The organism is Mesorhizobium sp. M1027, from assembly GCF_040318745.1.
In the GTDB taxonomy this organism is placed as follows: domain Bacteria; phylum Pseudomonadota; class Alphaproteobacteria; order Rhizobiales; family Rhizobiaceae; genus Mesorhizobium.
In genome coordinates this window covers 176,688-192,389 of the sequence record NZ_JAMYMW010000004.1, presented here as the reverse complement: position 1 = coordinate 192,389, position 15,702 = coordinate 176,688, and the positions used below count along the sequence as shown (strand labels likewise).

General features: G+C 63.5%; 15 protein-coding genes. All 15 read left to right on the top strand.

Going from position 1 to position 15,702, the window contains the following annotated elements:
• Positions 1–82 precede the first annotated feature (82 nt).
• Positions 83–1,657, top strand: a complete 1,575-nt coding sequence (locus tag NKH50_RS10035; protein ID WP_352878338.1) for a phytoene desaturase family protein — start codon at positions 83–85, stop codon at positions 1,655–1,657.
• Positions 1,658–1,764: 107 nt separating this feature from the next.
• Complete coding sequence (locus NKH50_RS10030) at positions 1,765–3,291, top strand: ABC transporter substrate-binding protein (protein ID WP_352878336.1); 1,527 nt, start codon at positions 1,765–1,767, stop codon at positions 3,289–3,291.
• Positions 3,292–3,355: 64 nt separating this feature from the next.
• The gene (locus NKH50_RS10025) at positions 3,356–4,363 is read left to right on the top strand and encodes an ABC transporter permease (RefSeq protein ID WP_352878334.1); all 1,008 of its coding nucleotides are present in this window, start codon (positions 3,356–3,358) and stop codon (positions 4,361–4,363) included.
• Positions 4,356–5,204: an ABC transporter permease gene (locus NKH50_RS10020; RefSeq protein ID WP_352756007.1), complete on the top strand. Its 849-nt coding sequence runs from the start codon at positions 4,356–4,358 to the stop codon at positions 5,202–5,204. Before NKH50_RS10025 ends, NKH50_RS10020 begins: the two co-directional genes overlap by 8 nt.
• Positions 5,201–6,091 (top strand): ABC transporter ATP-binding protein, encoded by an 891-nt coding sequence (locus tag NKH50_RS10015; RefSeq protein WP_352878332.1) that lies wholly within the window; start codon positions 5,201–5,203, stop codon positions 6,089–6,091. Before NKH50_RS10020 ends, NKH50_RS10015 begins: the two co-directional genes overlap by 4 nt.
• Positions 6,084–6,914, top strand: coding sequence for an ATP-binding cassette domain-containing protein (locus NKH50_RS10010; protein WP_352878330.1), 831 nt, complete (start codon positions 6,084–6,086; stop codon positions 6,912–6,914). Before NKH50_RS10015 ends, NKH50_RS10010 begins: the two co-directional genes overlap by 8 nt.
• Positions 6,915–6,994: 80 nt before the next feature.
• Positions 6,995–7,594 (top strand): VOC family protein, encoded by a 600-nt coding sequence (locus NKH50_RS10005; RefSeq protein ID WP_352878328.1) that lies wholly within the window; start codon positions 6,995–6,997, stop codon positions 7,592–7,594.
• A gap of 143 nt (positions 7,595–7,737) precedes the next feature.
• Complete coding sequence (locus NKH50_RS10000; RefSeq protein ID WP_352878326.1) at positions 7,738–10,032, top strand: bifunctional salicylyl-CoA 5-hydroxylase/oxidoreductase; 2,295 nt, start codon at positions 7,738–7,740, stop codon at positions 10,030–10,032.
• Positions 10,029–10,802 (top strand): SDR family NAD(P)-dependent oxidoreductase, encoded by a 774-nt coding sequence (locus NKH50_RS09995; protein ID WP_352878324.1) that lies wholly within the window; start codon positions 10,029–10,031, stop codon positions 10,800–10,802. The genes NKH50_RS10000 and NKH50_RS09995 overlap by 4 nt, the downstream gene beginning before the upstream one ends.
• Positions 10,796–11,266, top strand: coding sequence for a MarR family winged helix-turn-helix transcriptional regulator (locus tag NKH50_RS09990; protein WP_254816232.1), 471 nt, complete (start codon positions 10,796–10,798; stop codon positions 11,264–11,266). The genes NKH50_RS09995 and NKH50_RS09990 overlap by 7 nt, the downstream gene beginning before the upstream one ends.
• The gene (locus NKH50_RS09985) at positions 11,263–12,075 is read left to right on the top strand and encodes an enoyl-CoA hydratase family protein (RefSeq protein WP_352878321.1); all 813 of its coding nucleotides are present in this window, start codon (positions 11,263–11,265) and stop codon (positions 12,073–12,075) included. Before NKH50_RS09990 ends, NKH50_RS09985 begins: the two co-directional genes overlap by 4 nt.
• 237 nt (positions 12,076–12,312) lie before the next feature.
• The gene (locus NKH50_RS09980) at positions 12,313–13,461 is read left to right on the top strand and encodes an acyl-CoA dehydrogenase family protein (protein WP_352878319.1); all 1,149 of its coding nucleotides are present in this window, start codon (positions 12,313–12,315) and stop codon (positions 13,459–13,461) included.
• A 72-nt stretch (positions 13,462–13,533) separates the two neighbouring features.
• Positions 13,534–13,929 (top strand): RidA family protein, encoded by a 396-nt coding sequence (locus NKH50_RS09975; protein ID WP_254816235.1) that lies wholly within the window; start codon positions 13,534–13,536, stop codon positions 13,927–13,929.
• Positions 13,930–14,106: 177 nt separating this feature from the next.
• Entirely contained in the window at positions 14,107–14,898 is a 792-nt protein-coding gene (locus NKH50_RS09970; protein ID WP_352878317.1) for an ABC transporter substrate-binding protein, read from the top strand.
• Positions 14,899–15,006: 108 nt separating this feature from the next.
• Positions 15,007–15,681, top strand: a complete 675-nt coding sequence (locus NKH50_RS09965; RefSeq protein WP_352476024.1) for an amino acid ABC transporter permease — start codon at positions 15,007–15,009, stop codon at positions 15,679–15,681.
• The last annotated feature ends 21 nt before the right edge of the window (positions 15,682–15,702 follow it).

The following is a 15,702-nucleotide window of genomic DNA, read 5'->3' as shown; positions in this document are numbered from 1 at the left end:
CTCTCGCGGCCCTTAATATCCTACTAGACGAAAACATATGCATCTGCAATTATCTTTAAGCATAAAAGAAATGGGACGGGGCGTGAGCGAGTTCGACGCCATATTTGTCGGGGCAGGCCACAACAGTCTGGCATGCGCCGCGCATCTGGCGCTCAAAGGCTGGAAAACAGCGGTTTTCGACCGCAATCCAACGATCGGCGGCGCCGTCCAGACGCGTGAATTCACGCTTCCAGGCTTCCGGCACGATTTCGGTGCAATGAATCTGGGCCTGTTCGCCGGCTCGGCCTTTCACAAGAAATATGCAAATGAATTGAAAACCCACGGGCTGGAATTCGTGCCGGTAGCCGACTGTTTTGCCAGCGCCTTCCCCGACGGTCGCTGGTTCGGCGTCAGCAGCGACCTGGAGAAGACCACTGGACGGATGGCCGCCTTCTCCGCGACCGATGCAGCCACATGGCGCCGTCTGGTTGCGGCATTCCCGGCGGAGGCCGAGCATCTGTTCCGGCTGCTAGGCTCGCCGATGAGTGGGCGTGCGCTCGCCGGCACGGCCTGGAAGCTCTGGCGCAAGAAGGGTATTGGCGGCGCGCTCGATACCGGTCGATTACTGCTTTCCTCACCCCGCGCGTGGCTCGAGCAGACTTTCGAGTCACCGCATGTCAGGGCGACGCTGGCCACCTGGGGCATGCATCTCGATTTCGCGCCTGACATCGCTGGCGGCGCGGTGTTCCCTTACCTCGAATCCATGGCCAACCAGTGCTTCGGCATGCTGCTCGGCAGAGGCGGCGCCGACACGATCATCCGCGCTTTGTCGGGCATGCTCACGGCCGCCGGCGGCAAGATCGTCACTGGGGCTGATGTCGCCGAGATCACGGTTTCGGCCGGCAAGGCGACCGGCGTGCGGCTCGCTTCCGGCGAGACTCACACCGCCACCAGGGCCGTCATCGCCGGTGTCGCGCCCAAGGCGCTGACCGGGAAACTTCTGCCCAATGGATCGGGCGACGCCGGCTTCGACACGGCCATGAAAAAATTCCGCCACGCGCCGGGCACGATGATGATCCATCTGGCACTCGACGATTTGCCGGACTGGCGCGCCGGCGCCGAGCTTCGGCAGTTCGCCTATGTGCATCTCTCGCCGTCGCTCGACGCCATGTCGCGAACCTATCAGCAGGCGATGGCAGGCATGCTGCCAGACGAGCCGGTGCTGGTCGTCGGCCAGCCGACGGCGATCGATCCGTCGCGCGCGCCGGACGGCAAGCATGTGCTCTGGGTGCAGGTGCGCATGCTGCCGGCCGAGATTGTGGGCGATGCGGCGGGCATGATCGCGCCGGCCCACTGGGACGAGGCTAGGGAGCACTACGGCGAGCGCGTCCTCGACATTATCGAGCGCTATGCGCCCGGCCTTCGCCGGAAGATCCTCGGCCGCGCCGTGTTCTCGCCCATCGACCTCGAACGCGAGAATCCCAACCTGGTCGGCGGCGACCAGGTCTGCGGCAGCCATCATCTGGCGCAGAATTTCCTGTTCCGGCCGGCGCGCGGTTACGCCGGCTGGAACACGCCGATCGGCAATCTGCACCTGACCGGGGCGGCAACATGGCCGGGCGCCGGCACCGGGGCGGCGTCAGGCTTCATGCTCGCACAACAACTTGGCGGGAGGTAGGCTCCATTTTTCATCCAGGGTGAAGGAGGACAAGGCGCGGTTGCCCAAGGAGCCTGAACCCACCGATTGACAACGACACCGCGCATAAAAGCAACAGGGGAACGACCATGACAATCAACAGACGAGAATTGCTCGGATACGGCGCGGCCGCACTTGGCGCCACGGCGCTCGGCCTGCCGCAAATCGCCAAGGCTGCCGGCGAACTGACTATCGCCTACAACGTCAACCTACCGTCCTGGGACCCGACCACCGGGCCTTCGGCGGTCAACCCGACCATCCAGGGTCTCTACCAATCGGTGTTCGACCAGTTCATCCCGCAGAAGCCGGACCTTTCTTTCGCACCCGGCCTGCTCACCGAATGGGGCTGGAACGAGGATCGCAGCAAGATCATGATGACGGTGCGCGAGGGCGTCACCTGGCATGACGGTTCGCCGTTCACGGCCGAAGACGTGGTCTGGTCGCTGCAGCGGGCGGGCGATGAAAAGACCGGCAACCCGATCCAATTCGTCTGGAAGAACGTCAACAACTTCAAGATCGACGGCAACAAGATCACCGGCGACGTCGTGCAATTCGACCCGGTGTATTTCAAATGGATGTCGTTCCTCACCGGCTACATCATGCCGAAGGCCTATTACGAAAAGGTCGGCGCCGAGGGTTTTGAGAAAGCCCCGATCGGCACCGGGCCCTATATGGTCGACAAATTCGAGCGCAACGCCTTCCTGCGGCTCAAGGCCAACCCGAACTACTGGGGCGGCAAGCCGGCCTTCGAAAACGTAGCCATCAAGTTCGTCACCGATGCGGCGAGCCGCGTCGCCGAGATCGAGTCCGGCTCCTCGCAGGTGACTCTCGAAATCCCCTATGAGGAATATGACCGCCTGATCGCCAAGGACGGACTTACCGGCTCATGCAAGAATGTTTCCGACATCGGCATGATCTTCTTCAACGACATCGACGTGATGCTGGACAAGAACGTGCGCCAGGCAGCGGTGATGGCGGTCGATAAAAAGCTTTTGGTCGACCGGCTGCTGCGCGGTTACGGCCAGCCCATCGATACGCTGGAGACGCCGGAATACGCCGCCTACGATGCGTCGATCAAGGCCGAACATAACCCGGAAAAGGCCAAGGAATTGCTGGCCGCCTCCGGCTATTCGCCGGAAAAGCCGGTCAAGTTCACGATACAGACGACCAAGGGCTTCAAGCCCAAGGACTACGAGATGATCCAGGCGATCGTCGGCATGTGGCGCAAGGTCGGCATCGAGGCGACGATCGAGGTCTACGATATCGCCAAGCACTATGAGTTGCGCGCCGCCGACAAGCTGGCGCCGGCCGCCTTCTACAATTGGGGCAACGCCATCGGCGACCCGACCACCTCGACCGGCTTTGCCATGTATGGCCCGAGCCCGCATTCGGTGTGGGACAGCCAGGATCTGATCGACATGATCAACCCGCTGTGGGGCGAGAAGGACGAGGCCAAGCGCATTGCCGGCTGGAAGGCCGTCGACAAGTACATTGCCGAGCAGGCCTATGTACTGCCGCTGATCCAGTATGCGCAGCCGATCGTGCATGCCAAGGGCGTCAATGTCGTGCAGCATGTGTCGGGCGCGCTGTTGCCGGCGCTGATGAGCCCGGCCTGAGACAGCCTTCGGCTTGCCGCGCGCCGTCCGGAATGACGGCGCGCATTTTCTGTCACGGGCGACCATGCTGCTGCAAAGATTCCTGATCCGTCTTCTGACGATGGCGATCACGCTGTTCGGCGGGGCCGTCGTCGTCTTCGTCGTCATCCGTGTCGCGCCAGGCGATCCGATCGCGATGATGCTGCCGCCCGGTGCAACCGATGCCGACATCGCGCGTCTGCGCGCGCTTTACGGGCTGGACAAGACCATCGTCCAGCAATTTTTCATCTGGCTGGCAGGTGTCGTCAGGGGCGATTTCGGCACTTCGATTTCGCTCCGGCAGGATGTTCTGGGCCTGGTCTTCAACCGCCTGCCGGCGACGCTGGAACTCGCGATCGTCGCGCTCTTGATGGCGCTGGCGATCGGCGGCACGACGGCGATCCTCGGCGCGCGCGAACGCGGCACCGCGGTCGAGGCTGGCATCGACATCGCCAGCGGTGCGGCGCTGTCGATTCCCGATTTCCTGTGGGGTTTGGTGCTGATCCTTTTGTTCGGCGTGCTGGTGCCGGTTTTCGACATTTCCGGCCGGGTGTCGCCGCAACTCGATCTGCCCTTCGTCACGCAGTTCTATTTGTTCGAGAGCATCGTGCGGCTGCGCTTCGACCTGACCAAGGACCTGCTGGCGCATATGCTGATGCCGGCCGTGGCTCTGGCGCTGCCACTCGCCGCAATCATCTCGCAATTGCTGAAACAGTCGCTGAAGGAAGTGCTCGACCTCGACTATGTCGTGCTGGCGCGGGTAAAGGGCTTTTCGGAAACGCAGGTCATCCTGCGCGAGGCGTTGAAGAACGCCGCCCTGCCGACGCTCACTCTGGTCGGCGTGCAGTTCACCTTCCTGATCGGCGGCACGGTCATCGTCGAGCGGCTATTTTCCTATGAGGGTCTCGGCAACATGGCGATCGATGCCGTCATCAACCGCGACCTGCCGCTGATCCAGGGCATCGTGCTGGTGTTCGCGCTGTTGTTCGTGCTGATCAACCTCAGCGTGGACATGATGTATGCGCTGCTTAATCCGAGGCTGCGCCATGGATGAGGCCCGCATTTCAAGACATGGCTCGCGGGCACGCCTGTGGCTGGCCGGCGGCTGGCTGCTGATTGCGCTGCTGGCCGCGATTTTTGCGCCGTTGGTCGCGCCGCAGGACCCACTGGCGCAGGATTTGATGCTGGAGCGGCTGCCGCCGTTCTGGCTGAGCGGTGCTGAGCCCGGCTACTGGCTCGGCACCGACAGCCTCGGCCGCGATCTTCTGTCACGGCTGATCTTCGGTGCCCGCATCGCCTTCATCGTCGCCTTCGCGGCAGCCCTTGCCGCCTGCCTGGTCGGCTCGACGCTAGGCTTGATCGCCGGCTATTTCGGCGGCTGGGCCGACCGCATCATCTCGCGTATCGTCGATGTCTGGATGGCGTTTCCGCCGGTGCTGTTCGCCATCCTTTTGGTCGCCGTGCTCGGCACCGGCTTGAGCTCGGTCATTATTGCCATCGCTGTCATCGACTGGACGCGCTTCTGCCGGGTGATCCGCGCCGAGACGATGGGCCAGTCGCGCATGGACTATGTCGAGAACGCCCGCATCGCCGGTTACGGCCGCATCGGCATCATGCTGCGCGAAGTGCTGCCCAATGTGGTGCCGTCGATCGTGGCGCTGCTGTCGCTGGAGATGGGCATTGCCGTCATCGTCGAGGCGATCCTGTCCTTCGTCAATCTATCGATCTCGACCGACGACCCGACCTGGGGCGGCATCATCGCAGAGGGTCGCCTGTCGATCCATCAGGCCTGGTGGGTGCTGGTGTTCCCGCTGGTCACCCTGATCCTCACGGTGCTGTCGTTCAGCCAGTTCGGCGAAGGTCTCAGGGCACGTTTCGATCCGGTGCTGCGATGAACGCGCTGGCGAAATCCTGCCTCGACATCCGCGACCTTAGCGCGGTGCTGCCTAATGGCTTGCGCGTGCTGCGCTCGGTATCGCTCTCCGTTCAGCCCGGCGAGGTCCGCGCGCTGGTCGGCGAGAGCGGCGCCGGCAAGACGATGATCGGCAAGGCGGTGCTCGGTGTGCTGCCACCCAGCGTGCGCATTGTCGAAGGCGACATGCTGCTCGAGGGCAAGGACCTCGGCAAGCTTCAGCCGACGGCAAGGCGCACGCTGATCGGCGCGCGCACCGCGCTGATCCCGCAGGACCCGCTGACCGCGCTCAATCCGTCACGGCGAATCGGCACACAGATGACCGACCGGCTGGTGCGCATCCTCGGCTGGAGCGGTGAGAAGGCCGATACACGCATCCGCCAATTGCTGGACGAGGTGCATATCCGCGACCCCGAGCGTGTCCTCAAATGCTATCCGCACGAGCTGTCCGGCGGCATGCGCCAGCGCGTGCTGATCGCTGCGGCGTTCGCAGCCGAACCAAGGCTGATCGTCGCCGACGAGCCGACCACGGCGCTCGACGTGACCGTGCAGAAGCAGATCTTGCGGCTGATCGCGCAATTGCAGCGCGAGCATGGCACGGCGATCCTGTTCGTTACCCACGATCTCGGCGTCGTCGCCAAGATCAGCCAGAAAGTTTCAGTGCTCTACGCCGGCAAGGTGGTGGAGGCGGCCGAGACGGCTGCTCTCTTCGCTGCCCCGCAGCACCCCTATACGCGGGCGCTGATGGCCGCGACGCCGCGCTACACCGATCCCCTCGCTTCGCTGAAACCCGTGGACGAGGCGGTACTGGCCGGGCTGGCCGCGGAGATCGCCGCCGCCGATCAGGCCTGGAGGCACCCGCATGGCTGAGCCGCTGTTTTCCGTGCGCGGGCTGAAGGTTGCCTTACCCGACATGACGCGCAAGCCGTTGTTTGGCCGCGCTCCGCTGGCCGAGATCCTGAAAGGCCTGGACTTCGATCTGCCTAGGGGATCGGTGACCGGCATCGTCGGCGAATCCGGGTCGGGGAAATCGACGCTCGGCCGCGCGCTGGTGCGTCTGCTGGAGCCCAGCGCCGGCACGGTCAGCTTCGACGGCCGCGACATCACGCATCTGCCTGAGGCGGAGCTACGGCCCGTGCGCCGCAATCTGCAGATGATCTTCCAGGACCCGATGTCGTCGCTTAACCCACGCCGCACCATCGCCAGCATCATCGCCGCACCACTCAAACAGAATGGCCTCGGCGACAATCTGAAAGCCCGAGTTGCTGAAGCGCTTCAGCGCGTCGGCCTGCCGCAAGGCTTCGCCAGCCGCTATCGTCATGAATTGTCGGGCGGCCAGCGCCAGCGCGTCGGCATTGCCCGCGCGCTGGCGCTGTCGCCGAAATTCGTGCTGGCCGACGAAATCGTCTCAGGCCTCGACGTGTCGACGCAGGCACAGATCCTGACGCTGCTGGAAAAACTCGCCGCCGACATGGGCCTGACCGTTGCCTTCATCAGCCATGACCTGTCGGTGATCCGGCGGCTCTGCCGGCAAGTGATCGTCATGCGGGAAGGCGCGATCGTCGAAGCCAGTGCGACGGATACTTTGTTCGAGAAGCCGCAGCAGGCTTACACGCGCGACCTCCTCGCCGCCATTCCGCTGCCCGAGATCGATGACGTCTGGCTGCTTCCCCCCGCAAAGGCGCCGTCATGAACACATTCCTACTCGCACACCGAAGAGCGGGCCTCGGACGTGCGCCGACAAGTCAGCTCGCGAAACGGAGGAGAACTGGAATGCAATACGCAATCAGAAACACGATGCTTGCGGCCGCTCTGGCCGGCTCGATGGGAGCAGCCTCGGCTGATTCGATACCTGGCATGCGTGGCCACGACCACACCGGCGTCACCGTCCCCGACATGCAGCAGGCCGTCGAGTTTTTTACCGAGGTGGTCGGCTGCAAGAAGGCGATGTCGTTCGGCCCGTTCGCCGACGACAAGGGCACGTTCATGCAGGATCTACTGGGCGTCGATCCCAAGGCAGTGATCGAGGAGATCACCCTGGTCCGCTGCGGACACGGGTCGAACATCGAGCTGTTCAAATACATCGCGCCGGACCAGAAGGACCTGACGCCTCGCAACAGCGACATAGGCGGCTTCCACATCGCCTTCTATGTCGACGACATCGCCGCCGCAAAAGCCTATCTTGACGGCAAAGGCGTCAAGACGCGGATGGGGCCGCTGCCGGTTACCGAAGGCCCGGCCGCCGGCCAGACCATCCTTTACTTCCAGGCGCCGTGGGGCTTGCAGTTGGAAGCGATCAGCTATCCCAATGGCATGGCCTATGAAAAAGATGCGGAGACGGTGCTGTGGAGCCCGAAGAACCCGGAGAAATAGCCCGGAGCTTCCCTGGCCAGCGCAAGCCGACTGCCGGCAAGCTTGGTTTCTGAGGCGGATTGTTTCAATCCTGAAACTTCAAGCTTGAATTAATCTGCTTCAGGCGTAAACTCGACTGACAGAAGCGAAGAGGAGATCGCACGATGAAAGTTGCGGTTCTCGGCGGCGGACCAGCCGGGCTCTACTTTGCAATCTCGCTGAAGCTCAGGGATGCCGTGCATGAGGTCACGGTATTCGAGCGCAACCGTGCCGATGATACATTCGGCTGGGGCGTCGTGCTGTCGGCCGAAACGCTGGAGAACCTGACCAAAAACGACCCGGTCAGCGCCGTCTGGATCCGCAAGCATTTCGCCTATTGGGACGACATCGCCGTCATCCATGACGGCGTGCGAACGGTCTCGACCGGTCATGGCTTTTGCGGCATCGGCCGCAAGCGGCTGCTCACCCTGCTGCAACGGCGGGCGCGCGAGCTCGGCGCCAAGCTGGTCTTCGAATCCGACATCGCCGATCCAAAGCCGTTTATGGAGACGCACGACCTGGTTGTCGCCGCCGACGGGCTGAACTCGAAAGCGCGGGGCACCTTCGTCGACGTGTTCAAGCCCGATATCGACATCCGTAAATGCAAGTTCGTTTGGCTCGGCACCCACCAGAAATTCGACGACGCCTTCACGTTCATCTTCGAGAAAACCGAGCATGGCTGGGTGTGGGCGCATGCCTACCAGTTCGACAGCGATACCGCGACCTTCATCGTAGAATGCAGCGAGCAGACCTGGCAGCGCTTCGGCTTCGGCGCGATGTCGCAGCAGGAATCAATTGCCGTCTGCGAGCGCATCTTTGCCCGTCATCTCGGCGGCCACGCGCTGATGACCAACGCCAATCATATCCGCGGCTCGGCGTGGATCAATTTCCCGCGCGTCTTGTGCGAACGCTGGTCCTACAAGAACCTGGCGCTGATGGGCGACGCGGCGGCGAGCGCGCATTTCTCGATCGGTTCCGGCACCAAGCTGGCGCTGGAAAGCGCGGTGGCGCTGGCCGACTATGTCGAGTCCGAACCGGACCTCGAAGCAGCCTTCCGCAAATATGAGGACGCCCGCCGCACCGAAGTGCTGAAGCTGCAGTCGGCGGCGCGCAATTCGCTCGAATGGTTCGAGGAGGTCGAGCGCTATCTCGGCCTCGATCCGGTGCAGTTCAACTATTCGCTTTTGACGCGTTCGCAGCGCATCAGTCACGAGAATTTGCGGCTGCGCGATGCCGAATGGCTGGCCGGCGCCGAGGAATGGTTCCAGCGCCAGGCCGGCGCCGGCGGCAACAATCTGCGTCGCGCGCCGATGTTCGCGCCGTTCCGGCTCCGCGGCATGGCGCTGCAGAACCGCGTCGTCGTCTCGCCGATGGCGCAGTACAAAGCGGTCGACGGCTGTCCGACTGACTGGCATTTCGCCCATTACGCCGAACGGGCCAAGGGCGGCGCCGGTCTCCTCTACATCGAGATGACCTGCGTCAGCGCGGAGGGCCGCATCACGCCTGGCTGCCCCGGTTTCTATGCGCCCGAGCATGAGGTCGCCTGGAAGCGGCTGGTCGAGTTCGTCCATGCCGAAACCGAGGCCAAGATCTGCGCCCAGATCGGCCATTCCGGTGCCAAAGGGTCGACCAGGCTCGGCTGGCAGGGAACCGACGTGCCGCTGCCCTCAGGCAATTGGCCGGTCATGGCAGCCTCTTCCGTGCCGTGGTCGCCGGAAAACCAGGTGCCGAAGGCGATGGACCGCGCCGACATGGATATGGTGCGCGACCAGTTTGTCGCTTCGGCCGAGATGGCGGCGCGGTGCGGCTTCGACATGCTCGAAATCCACGCCGCGCACGGCTATCTCCTGTCCTCCTTCATCACGCCCTTGACCAACCGGCGCACCGACTCCTATGGCGGCTCGCTGGAAAACCGCATGCGCTATCCCTTGGAAATCTTTCATGCGGTGCGCGCCGCATGGCCGGCCGAGAAGCCGATCTCGATGCGCATATCCGCCAATGACTGGCTGGGTATCGAAGGCGTGAGGCCGGCCGACGCCGTAGAGATCGCGCGGCTGCTGCATGAGGCCGGCGTAGACATCTGCGACGTATCGGCCGGCCAGACTTCGGCCGTGGCAAGACCGGTCTATGGCCGCATGTTCCAGACGCCGTTTTCCGATCGCATCCGCAACGAGGTCGGCATGGCGACGATGGCGGTCGGCAATATCTATGAGCCGGACCACGTCAACTCGATCCTGATGGCGGGCCGCGCCGATCTCGTCGCACTGGCTAGGCCGCATCTTGCCGATCCGTACTGGACACTGCACGCGGCCGTCACGCTTGGCGACCGCGGCGTCAAATGGCCGGATCCCTATCTGCCCGGCCGCGACCAGCTCTACCGGCTGGCCGAGCGCGAAGCGGCAGCGGGGTTGAAAGTATGAGTGCCGTGGCGATGATTTCGGGACGTCATGCGCTGGTCACCGGCGGCGGCTCCGGCGTCGGCCGCGCGATCGCGCTGGCGCTGGCCGGCGCGGGCATTAACGTGACCATCTGCGGCCGGCGCGTGGAGCCGCTTGCCGAGGTTGCCGCCGAGAACAAGCGCATCTTCGCAGTTGCCGCCGACGTCACCGACGAGGGATCGATGACGGCACTCTACGAGGCTGCGCAAGCGGCACACGGAGCGTTCGACATCGTCGTTGCCAATGCCGGCATGTCCGGCAGTGCTCCGGCGCTGCGGACCTCGCTGGCAGACTGGCAGCGCACGCTCGACGTCAACTTGACTGGTGCGTTCCTGACGGTGAAGCCGGCGTTGGCCGGCATGGCAGGGCGCAAGACTGGCCGTGTCGTCTTCGTCGCTTCCACCGCCGGATTGAAAGGCTATCCCTATGTCGCAGCTTACGTTGCCGCCAAGCATGGCGTCGTCGGCCTGATGCGGGCACTCGCCGTCGAGACCGCCAAGTCCGGCATAACAGTGAATGCCGTGTGCCCAGGGTTTGTCGAAACCGAGATGCTGGAGAGCGCCGTCCAGCGCATCGTCGAAGCGACCGGCCGCTCGTCCGAGCAGGCACGGGCAAGCCTTGCCGCGACCAACCCGCAAGACCGCTTCATCCAGCCGGAGGAAATTGCGGCCGCGGTACTTTATCTGTGTGGCGACGCCGCCCGGTCGATTACCGGGCAGACGATTTCGATCTCCGGAGGTGAGACATGGTAGCCGGTCCCCTACCCGCCCCGTCCGGACCCGGCAAGGACCGTCTGCGGCTGTGGATACGCCTGCTGCGCGCCTCGCGCACCATCGAGGCCGAGCTGCGCGAACGCCTGCGCCAAGAGTTCAACACGACGTTGCCACGCTTCGACGTGATGGCCGCGCTCTACCGCGCGCCGGAGGGCATGCTGATGAGCGACCTGTCGCGCTTCCTGCTGGTGTCCAACGGCAATGTCACCGGCATCATCGACCGGCTGGTCTCGGAAGGGCTGGTGATGCGGGCCCGACGCAATGGCGACCGCCGCACTTCGATGGTGCGGCTGACGGAAGAGGGATCGAAGACTTTCGCGGTGATCGCCGCCGCGCATGAAAAATGGGTCGGCGAGTTGCTGGGCAATGTGAGCGAGGACGAGGCGCGCCGGCTGACCGGCATGCTGACCTCCTTCCGCAGCAATTGGGAGGGACGGGAATGACGAAGATGGCTGGCCGCAAGCCGAAGCATTTCCTCTGGCAGGTCGAAGGCAAGATCGCAAAAATCCGGCTCGATCGGCCGGAGCGCAAGAACCCGCTGACCTTCGACAGCTATGCCGAATTGCGCGACACTTTTCGCGATCTCGTCTATGCCGACGATGTCGATGCGGTGGTGTTCCTTCCCAATGGCGGCAATTTCTGCTCGGGCGGCGATGTCCACGAAATCATCGGCCCACTGGTCAAGATGGACATGAAGGCGCTGCTCGCTTTCACCCGCATGACCGGCGATTTCGTCAAGGCGATGCTGAATTGCGGCAAGCCGATTATTGCTGCGGTCGACGGCGTGGCGGTCGGCGCCGGCGCAATCATCGCCATGGCGTCCGATATCCGCATCGCCACGCCACAGGCCAAAACGGCTTTCCTGTTCACCCGCGTCGGCCTTGCCGGCTGCGACATGGGCGCCTGCGCGATCCTGCCGCGCATCATTGGCCAGGGCCGCGCCGCCGAGCTGCTCTATACCGGCCGCACGATGAGCGCCGAGGAAGGCGAGCGCTGGGGCTTCTACAACCGGCTGGTCGATGTCGCAACGCTAGAGGCCGACGCGCTCGACATGGCCGCGCGCGTCGTTTCCGGCCCGACCTTCGCCCATGGCATGACCAAGACGCAGCTGAATCAGGAATGGTCGATGGGGCTTGACCAGGCTATCGAATCGGAAGCGCAGGCGCAGGCGATCTGCATGCAGACACGCGATTTCGAACGGGCGTACGAGGCTTTCGTCGCCAAGGAAAAGCCGGTGTTCGAGGGGAATTGAGGATGTTTTCTTCGATAAAGACCGACAGGTTGGCGGGACAGCGCCCCCCTCTGTCCTGCCGGACATCTCCCCCTCAAGAGGGGAGATGGACTTTGGTTCCCACCTTATGCAATTGCAACCGCCGCAAGATGCGGGCGGACGCCGGAGCTGCCAATCTCCCCCCTAACGGGGGAGACGGCCGGCAGGCCAGAGGGGGGCGCCGTAGAGCGCGAGGCCCGAAGCATAGCGGAGGCAGAAATGCCTGATCGGTCCTTCCTCAACTGGCCGTTCTTCGAGGACCGACACCGCGCACTCGCCGAAGAGCTGGATGCCTGGTGCGGGAAAAACCTGCCGGTCGCGCATGACGATGTCGACGCCGCTTGCCGCGAGCTGGTGGCCAAGCTCGGCCGGGACGGCTGGCTGAAGCCGACGGCGCTCGATACCGAAAACCCCTCGCCGCTCGACGTGCGCACGCTCTGCCTCACGCGCGAGACGCTGGCCCGCCATGATGGGCTGGCCGATTTCGCCTTCGCTATGCAAGGGCTCGGCACTGGCGCGCTCAGCCTGTTCGGCACGCCAGACCAGCAGCACTGGCTGGCCAAGACACGGGCCGGCAAGGCGATTTCGGCTTTCGCGCTTTCGGAGCCGCGTTCGGGCTCGGACGTTGCCAATATGGAAATGACCGCCGCGCGTGACGGCGACAGCTATCACCTATCCGGCGAAAAGACCTGGATCTCCAACGGCGGTATCGCTGACTTTTATGTTGTCTTTGCCCGTACCGGCGAGGCGCCCGGCGCCAAGGGGCTTTCCGCCTTCGTCGTGCCGTCCGAGGCCGAGGGGCTGACCATCGCCGAGCGGCTGGAGGTGATCGCGCCGCACCCGCTCGCCCGGCTATCTTTCGACAATGCACGCGTCCCAGCCTCGGCGCTGATCGGCAAACCCGGTGACGGTTTTCGCATCGCCATGTCGGTGCTCGACGTATTCCGTTCGACTGTCGGCGCAGCGGCGCTCGGCCTTGCCCGGCGCGCGCTGGACGAAGGCATCACAAGAGTGGCCGAGCGCAAGCTGTTCGGTGCACCGATGGCCGAGCTGCAGATGGTGCAGGGCCATATCGCCGACATGGCGCTGGATGTCGATGCCGCCGCCTTGCTGGTCTACCGCGCCGCCTGGACCAAGGACATGGGCGCGGCCCGGGTTACCCGCGAAGCCGCCATGGCCAAGCTGTTCGCTACCGACAAAGCGCAGGAGGTGATTGACAAGGCCGTGCAGCTGCATGGCGGCGACGGCGTCCGCAAGGGCCATATCGTCGAAAGACTGTATCGCGAGATCCGGGCACTGCGCATCTACGAGGGAGCGTCCGACGTGCAGAAAGTGGTGATTGCACGGCAAGTGATGGGAGCGGGTTGAGACAGCAGTTTGCGCAAAATTGATTGTCCTCGAGTTTTGAGCGACCGGATTTGAGCATTGGGAGGTTTTGACATGCACACCATCCTGCAGCCGGAAGGCTGGGCGAAACCCGTCGGCTACGCCAATGGCGTCGCCGCGCGCGGGCAGCTTGTCTTCGTCGGCGGGCAGGTCGGCTGGAACGGACAGGGCTGCTTCGAGACCGATGATCTTGTCGGTCAGGTGCGGCAAACGCTGGCCAATATTGTCGCCGTGCTCGCCGAGGCCGGCGCCAAGCCGCAGCATATCACCTCGATGACCTGGTACTTTACCGACAAGGCGGAATATCTGGCCAATCTCAAGGGGATCGGCGAGGTCTATCGCGAGGTGATCGGCCGGCATTTTCCGGCGATGGCCGCCATGCAGGTGATGGCGCTGGTCGAGGATCGCGCCAAGGTTGAGATCCAGGCCACGGCGGTTATTCCGGAGTGACGGCAACACGCGGCAATTTTTTAAGCTTAAACTTTCGCCTTGAAAAGCGCGGTACTTTGGATAGCATCCGATGTCTTACGACTGCCGTGCCGGGAGGGCTTTCCGGCAGTCCCGTCACTTGGCGCATCAAAACCGTGCGGGGCCAAACCCGCCCGATCACAACCAGAGGGAACGAAAATGAACTTCACCCGTCGCAACCTGCTTCTTGTTGCTGCCGCCATCGGCATCGCCGGCGGCCCGGCCTACGCCGAAGGCACGCTGAATGTCGGCGCCTATCCGACCAATCCGCCTTTTGAATACAAGAACGAGAGCGGCACGTTCGAGGGTTTCGAAGTCGACATCATCAATGAGGCGGCAAAGCGTATCGGCATGACCACCGATATCGCCGATCTCGGTTTCCAGGCGCTGTTCGCCGCCACCACCTCGAAGCGCATCGACGTCGCCATCTCGTCGATCACCATCACGCCGGAGCGGCTGAAGTCGCAGTCGTTCACGCAGCCCTACTATGATTCCGACATGGGTATCGCCGCGAAGGCCGACAGCCCAATCAAGGCCGAGGCCGACCTCAAGGGCAAGATCGTCGGCGTGCTGTCCGGCTCGACCGGCGAAGCCTGGGTCAAGGCCCACCAGGAGGCGGACGGGTTCAGTGACGTCAAAGGCTACGACACCCAGCAGAATTTGCTGCTCGATCTCAGTTCCGGCCGCGTCGATGCAGCGGTCAGCGACATTCCGGGCCTGGAATATTCTTTCACCAGGATGAAGGATCTCGCCGTAAAAGAGCGCATCAAGACCGGCGAGCAGTACGGCCTGATGATGACCAAGGACCACCCGCTGCTCGGCAAGCTGAACGACGCGCTGACCGCGATGAAGAAGGACGGCACGCTGGCCGCGATCCACAAGAAGTGGTTCGGCAGCGACGCACCGGCCGATTCCTCGAGCGTCAAGGAAATGCCTATGCCGAAGGCCTGAGCGGCAGTTCGCTCTTAAATTTCGTGCCGGCTTTCGTGCCGGCACGATTTCGGATTTCGGGCTTGGGCTCGAGCGTCGCGGGACGCCAAACGTTTTGGAAATGCTGCGATGTCGCTGCTGGACACCTTCTTCAACGCCGACGTCATGGTCTCCAGCCTGCCGGCGCTGCTGCGCGGTTTCCTGAACACGCTTCTGCTTGGAATCATGAGCATCGGCATCGGTATTCCCGTCGGCCTCGCGATCAGCCTGGTGCGGCTCTATGCGCCAAAGCCGCTTCGGCTGCTGGCTGTCGGCTACATCGACATTTTCCGGGCGATGCCGGTGCTGGTCGTGCTTATCCTGATCTACTATGCGCTGCCGTTCCTCGGCATTCGCCTGTCATCGTGGACTTCCGCGGTGATGGCCTTCGCCATCATCATGGCGGCCTATTCGGCCGAGGTGTTCCGCTCCGGCATAGAGAGCATTCCGCGCGGCCAGTTCGAGGCGGCGCAGGCGCTCGGCCTGCCGTTCTTGCTGACCTTGCGCAAGGTAGTGCTGCCGCAGGCGATCCGCGTCGTCATTCCGCCAATGACCAGCAATTGCGTTTCGATGTTCAAGGATACTTCGCTCGCCTCCACGGTAGCATTGCCTGAACTGCTGAAGGAAGCGACCAACGCGCAATCGCTCTATGCCAATCCTTCACCGCTGATCGGCGCGGCGCTGGTCTATCTGATCTTTCTCTGGCCGATGGTCCGACTCGTCAGCCTCCTGGAACGCCGCTTCCAGACCGAAAAGGCCCGCTGAGGCCGCCGCGATTTCCGTCCG

Coding starts and splice junctions, on each gene's coding strand:
- NKH50_RS10030 (WP_352878336.1), top strand. CDS start 1,765: ATGACAATCAACAGACGAGAATTGCTCGGATACGGCGCGGCCGCACTT.
- NKH50_RS10025 (WP_352878334.1), top strand. CDS start 3,356: ATGCTGCTGCAAAGATTCCTGATCCGTCTTCTGACGATGGCGATCACG.
- NKH50_RS10020 (WP_352756007.1), top strand. CDS start 4,356: ATGGATGAGGCCCGCATTTCAAGACATGGCTCGCGGGCACGCCTGTGG.
- NKH50_RS10015 (WP_352878332.1), top strand. CDS start 5,201: ATGAACGCGCTGGCGAAATCCTGCCTCGACATCCGCGACCTTAGCGCG.
- NKH50_RS10010 (WP_352878330.1), top strand. CDS start 6,084: ATGGCTGAGCCGCTGTTTTCCGTGCGCGGGCTGAAGGTTGCCTTACCC.
- NKH50_RS10005 (WP_352878328.1), top strand. CDS start 6,995: ATGCAATACGCAATCAGAAACACGATGCTTGCGGCCGCTCTGGCCGGC.
- NKH50_RS10000 (WP_352878326.1), top strand. CDS start 7,738: ATGAAAGTTGCGGTTCTCGGCGGCGGACCAGCCGGGCTCTACTTTGCA.
- NKH50_RS09995 (WP_352878324.1), top strand. CDS start 10,029: ATGAGTGCCGTGGCGATGATTTCGGGACGTCATGCGCTGGTCACCGGC.
- NKH50_RS09990 (WP_254816232.1), top strand. CDS start 10,796: ATGGTAGCCGGTCCCCTACCCGCCCCGTCCGGACCCGGCAAGGACCGT.
- NKH50_RS09985 (WP_352878321.1), top strand. CDS start 11,263: ATGACGAAGATGGCTGGCCGCAAGCCGAAGCATTTCCTCTGGCAGGTC.
- NKH50_RS09980 (WP_352878319.1), top strand. CDS start 12,313: ATGCCTGATCGGTCCTTCCTCAACTGGCCGTTCTTCGAGGACCGACAC.
- NKH50_RS09975 (WP_254816235.1), top strand. CDS start 13,534: ATGCACACCATCCTGCAGCCGGAAGGCTGGGCGAAACCCGTCGGCTAC.
- NKH50_RS09970 (WP_352878317.1), top strand. CDS start 14,107: ATGAACTTCACCCGTCGCAACCTGCTTCTTGTTGCTGCCGCCATCGGC.
- NKH50_RS09965 (WP_352476024.1), top strand. CDS start 15,007: ATGTCGCTGCTGGACACCTTCTTCAACGCCGACGTCATGGTCTCCAGC.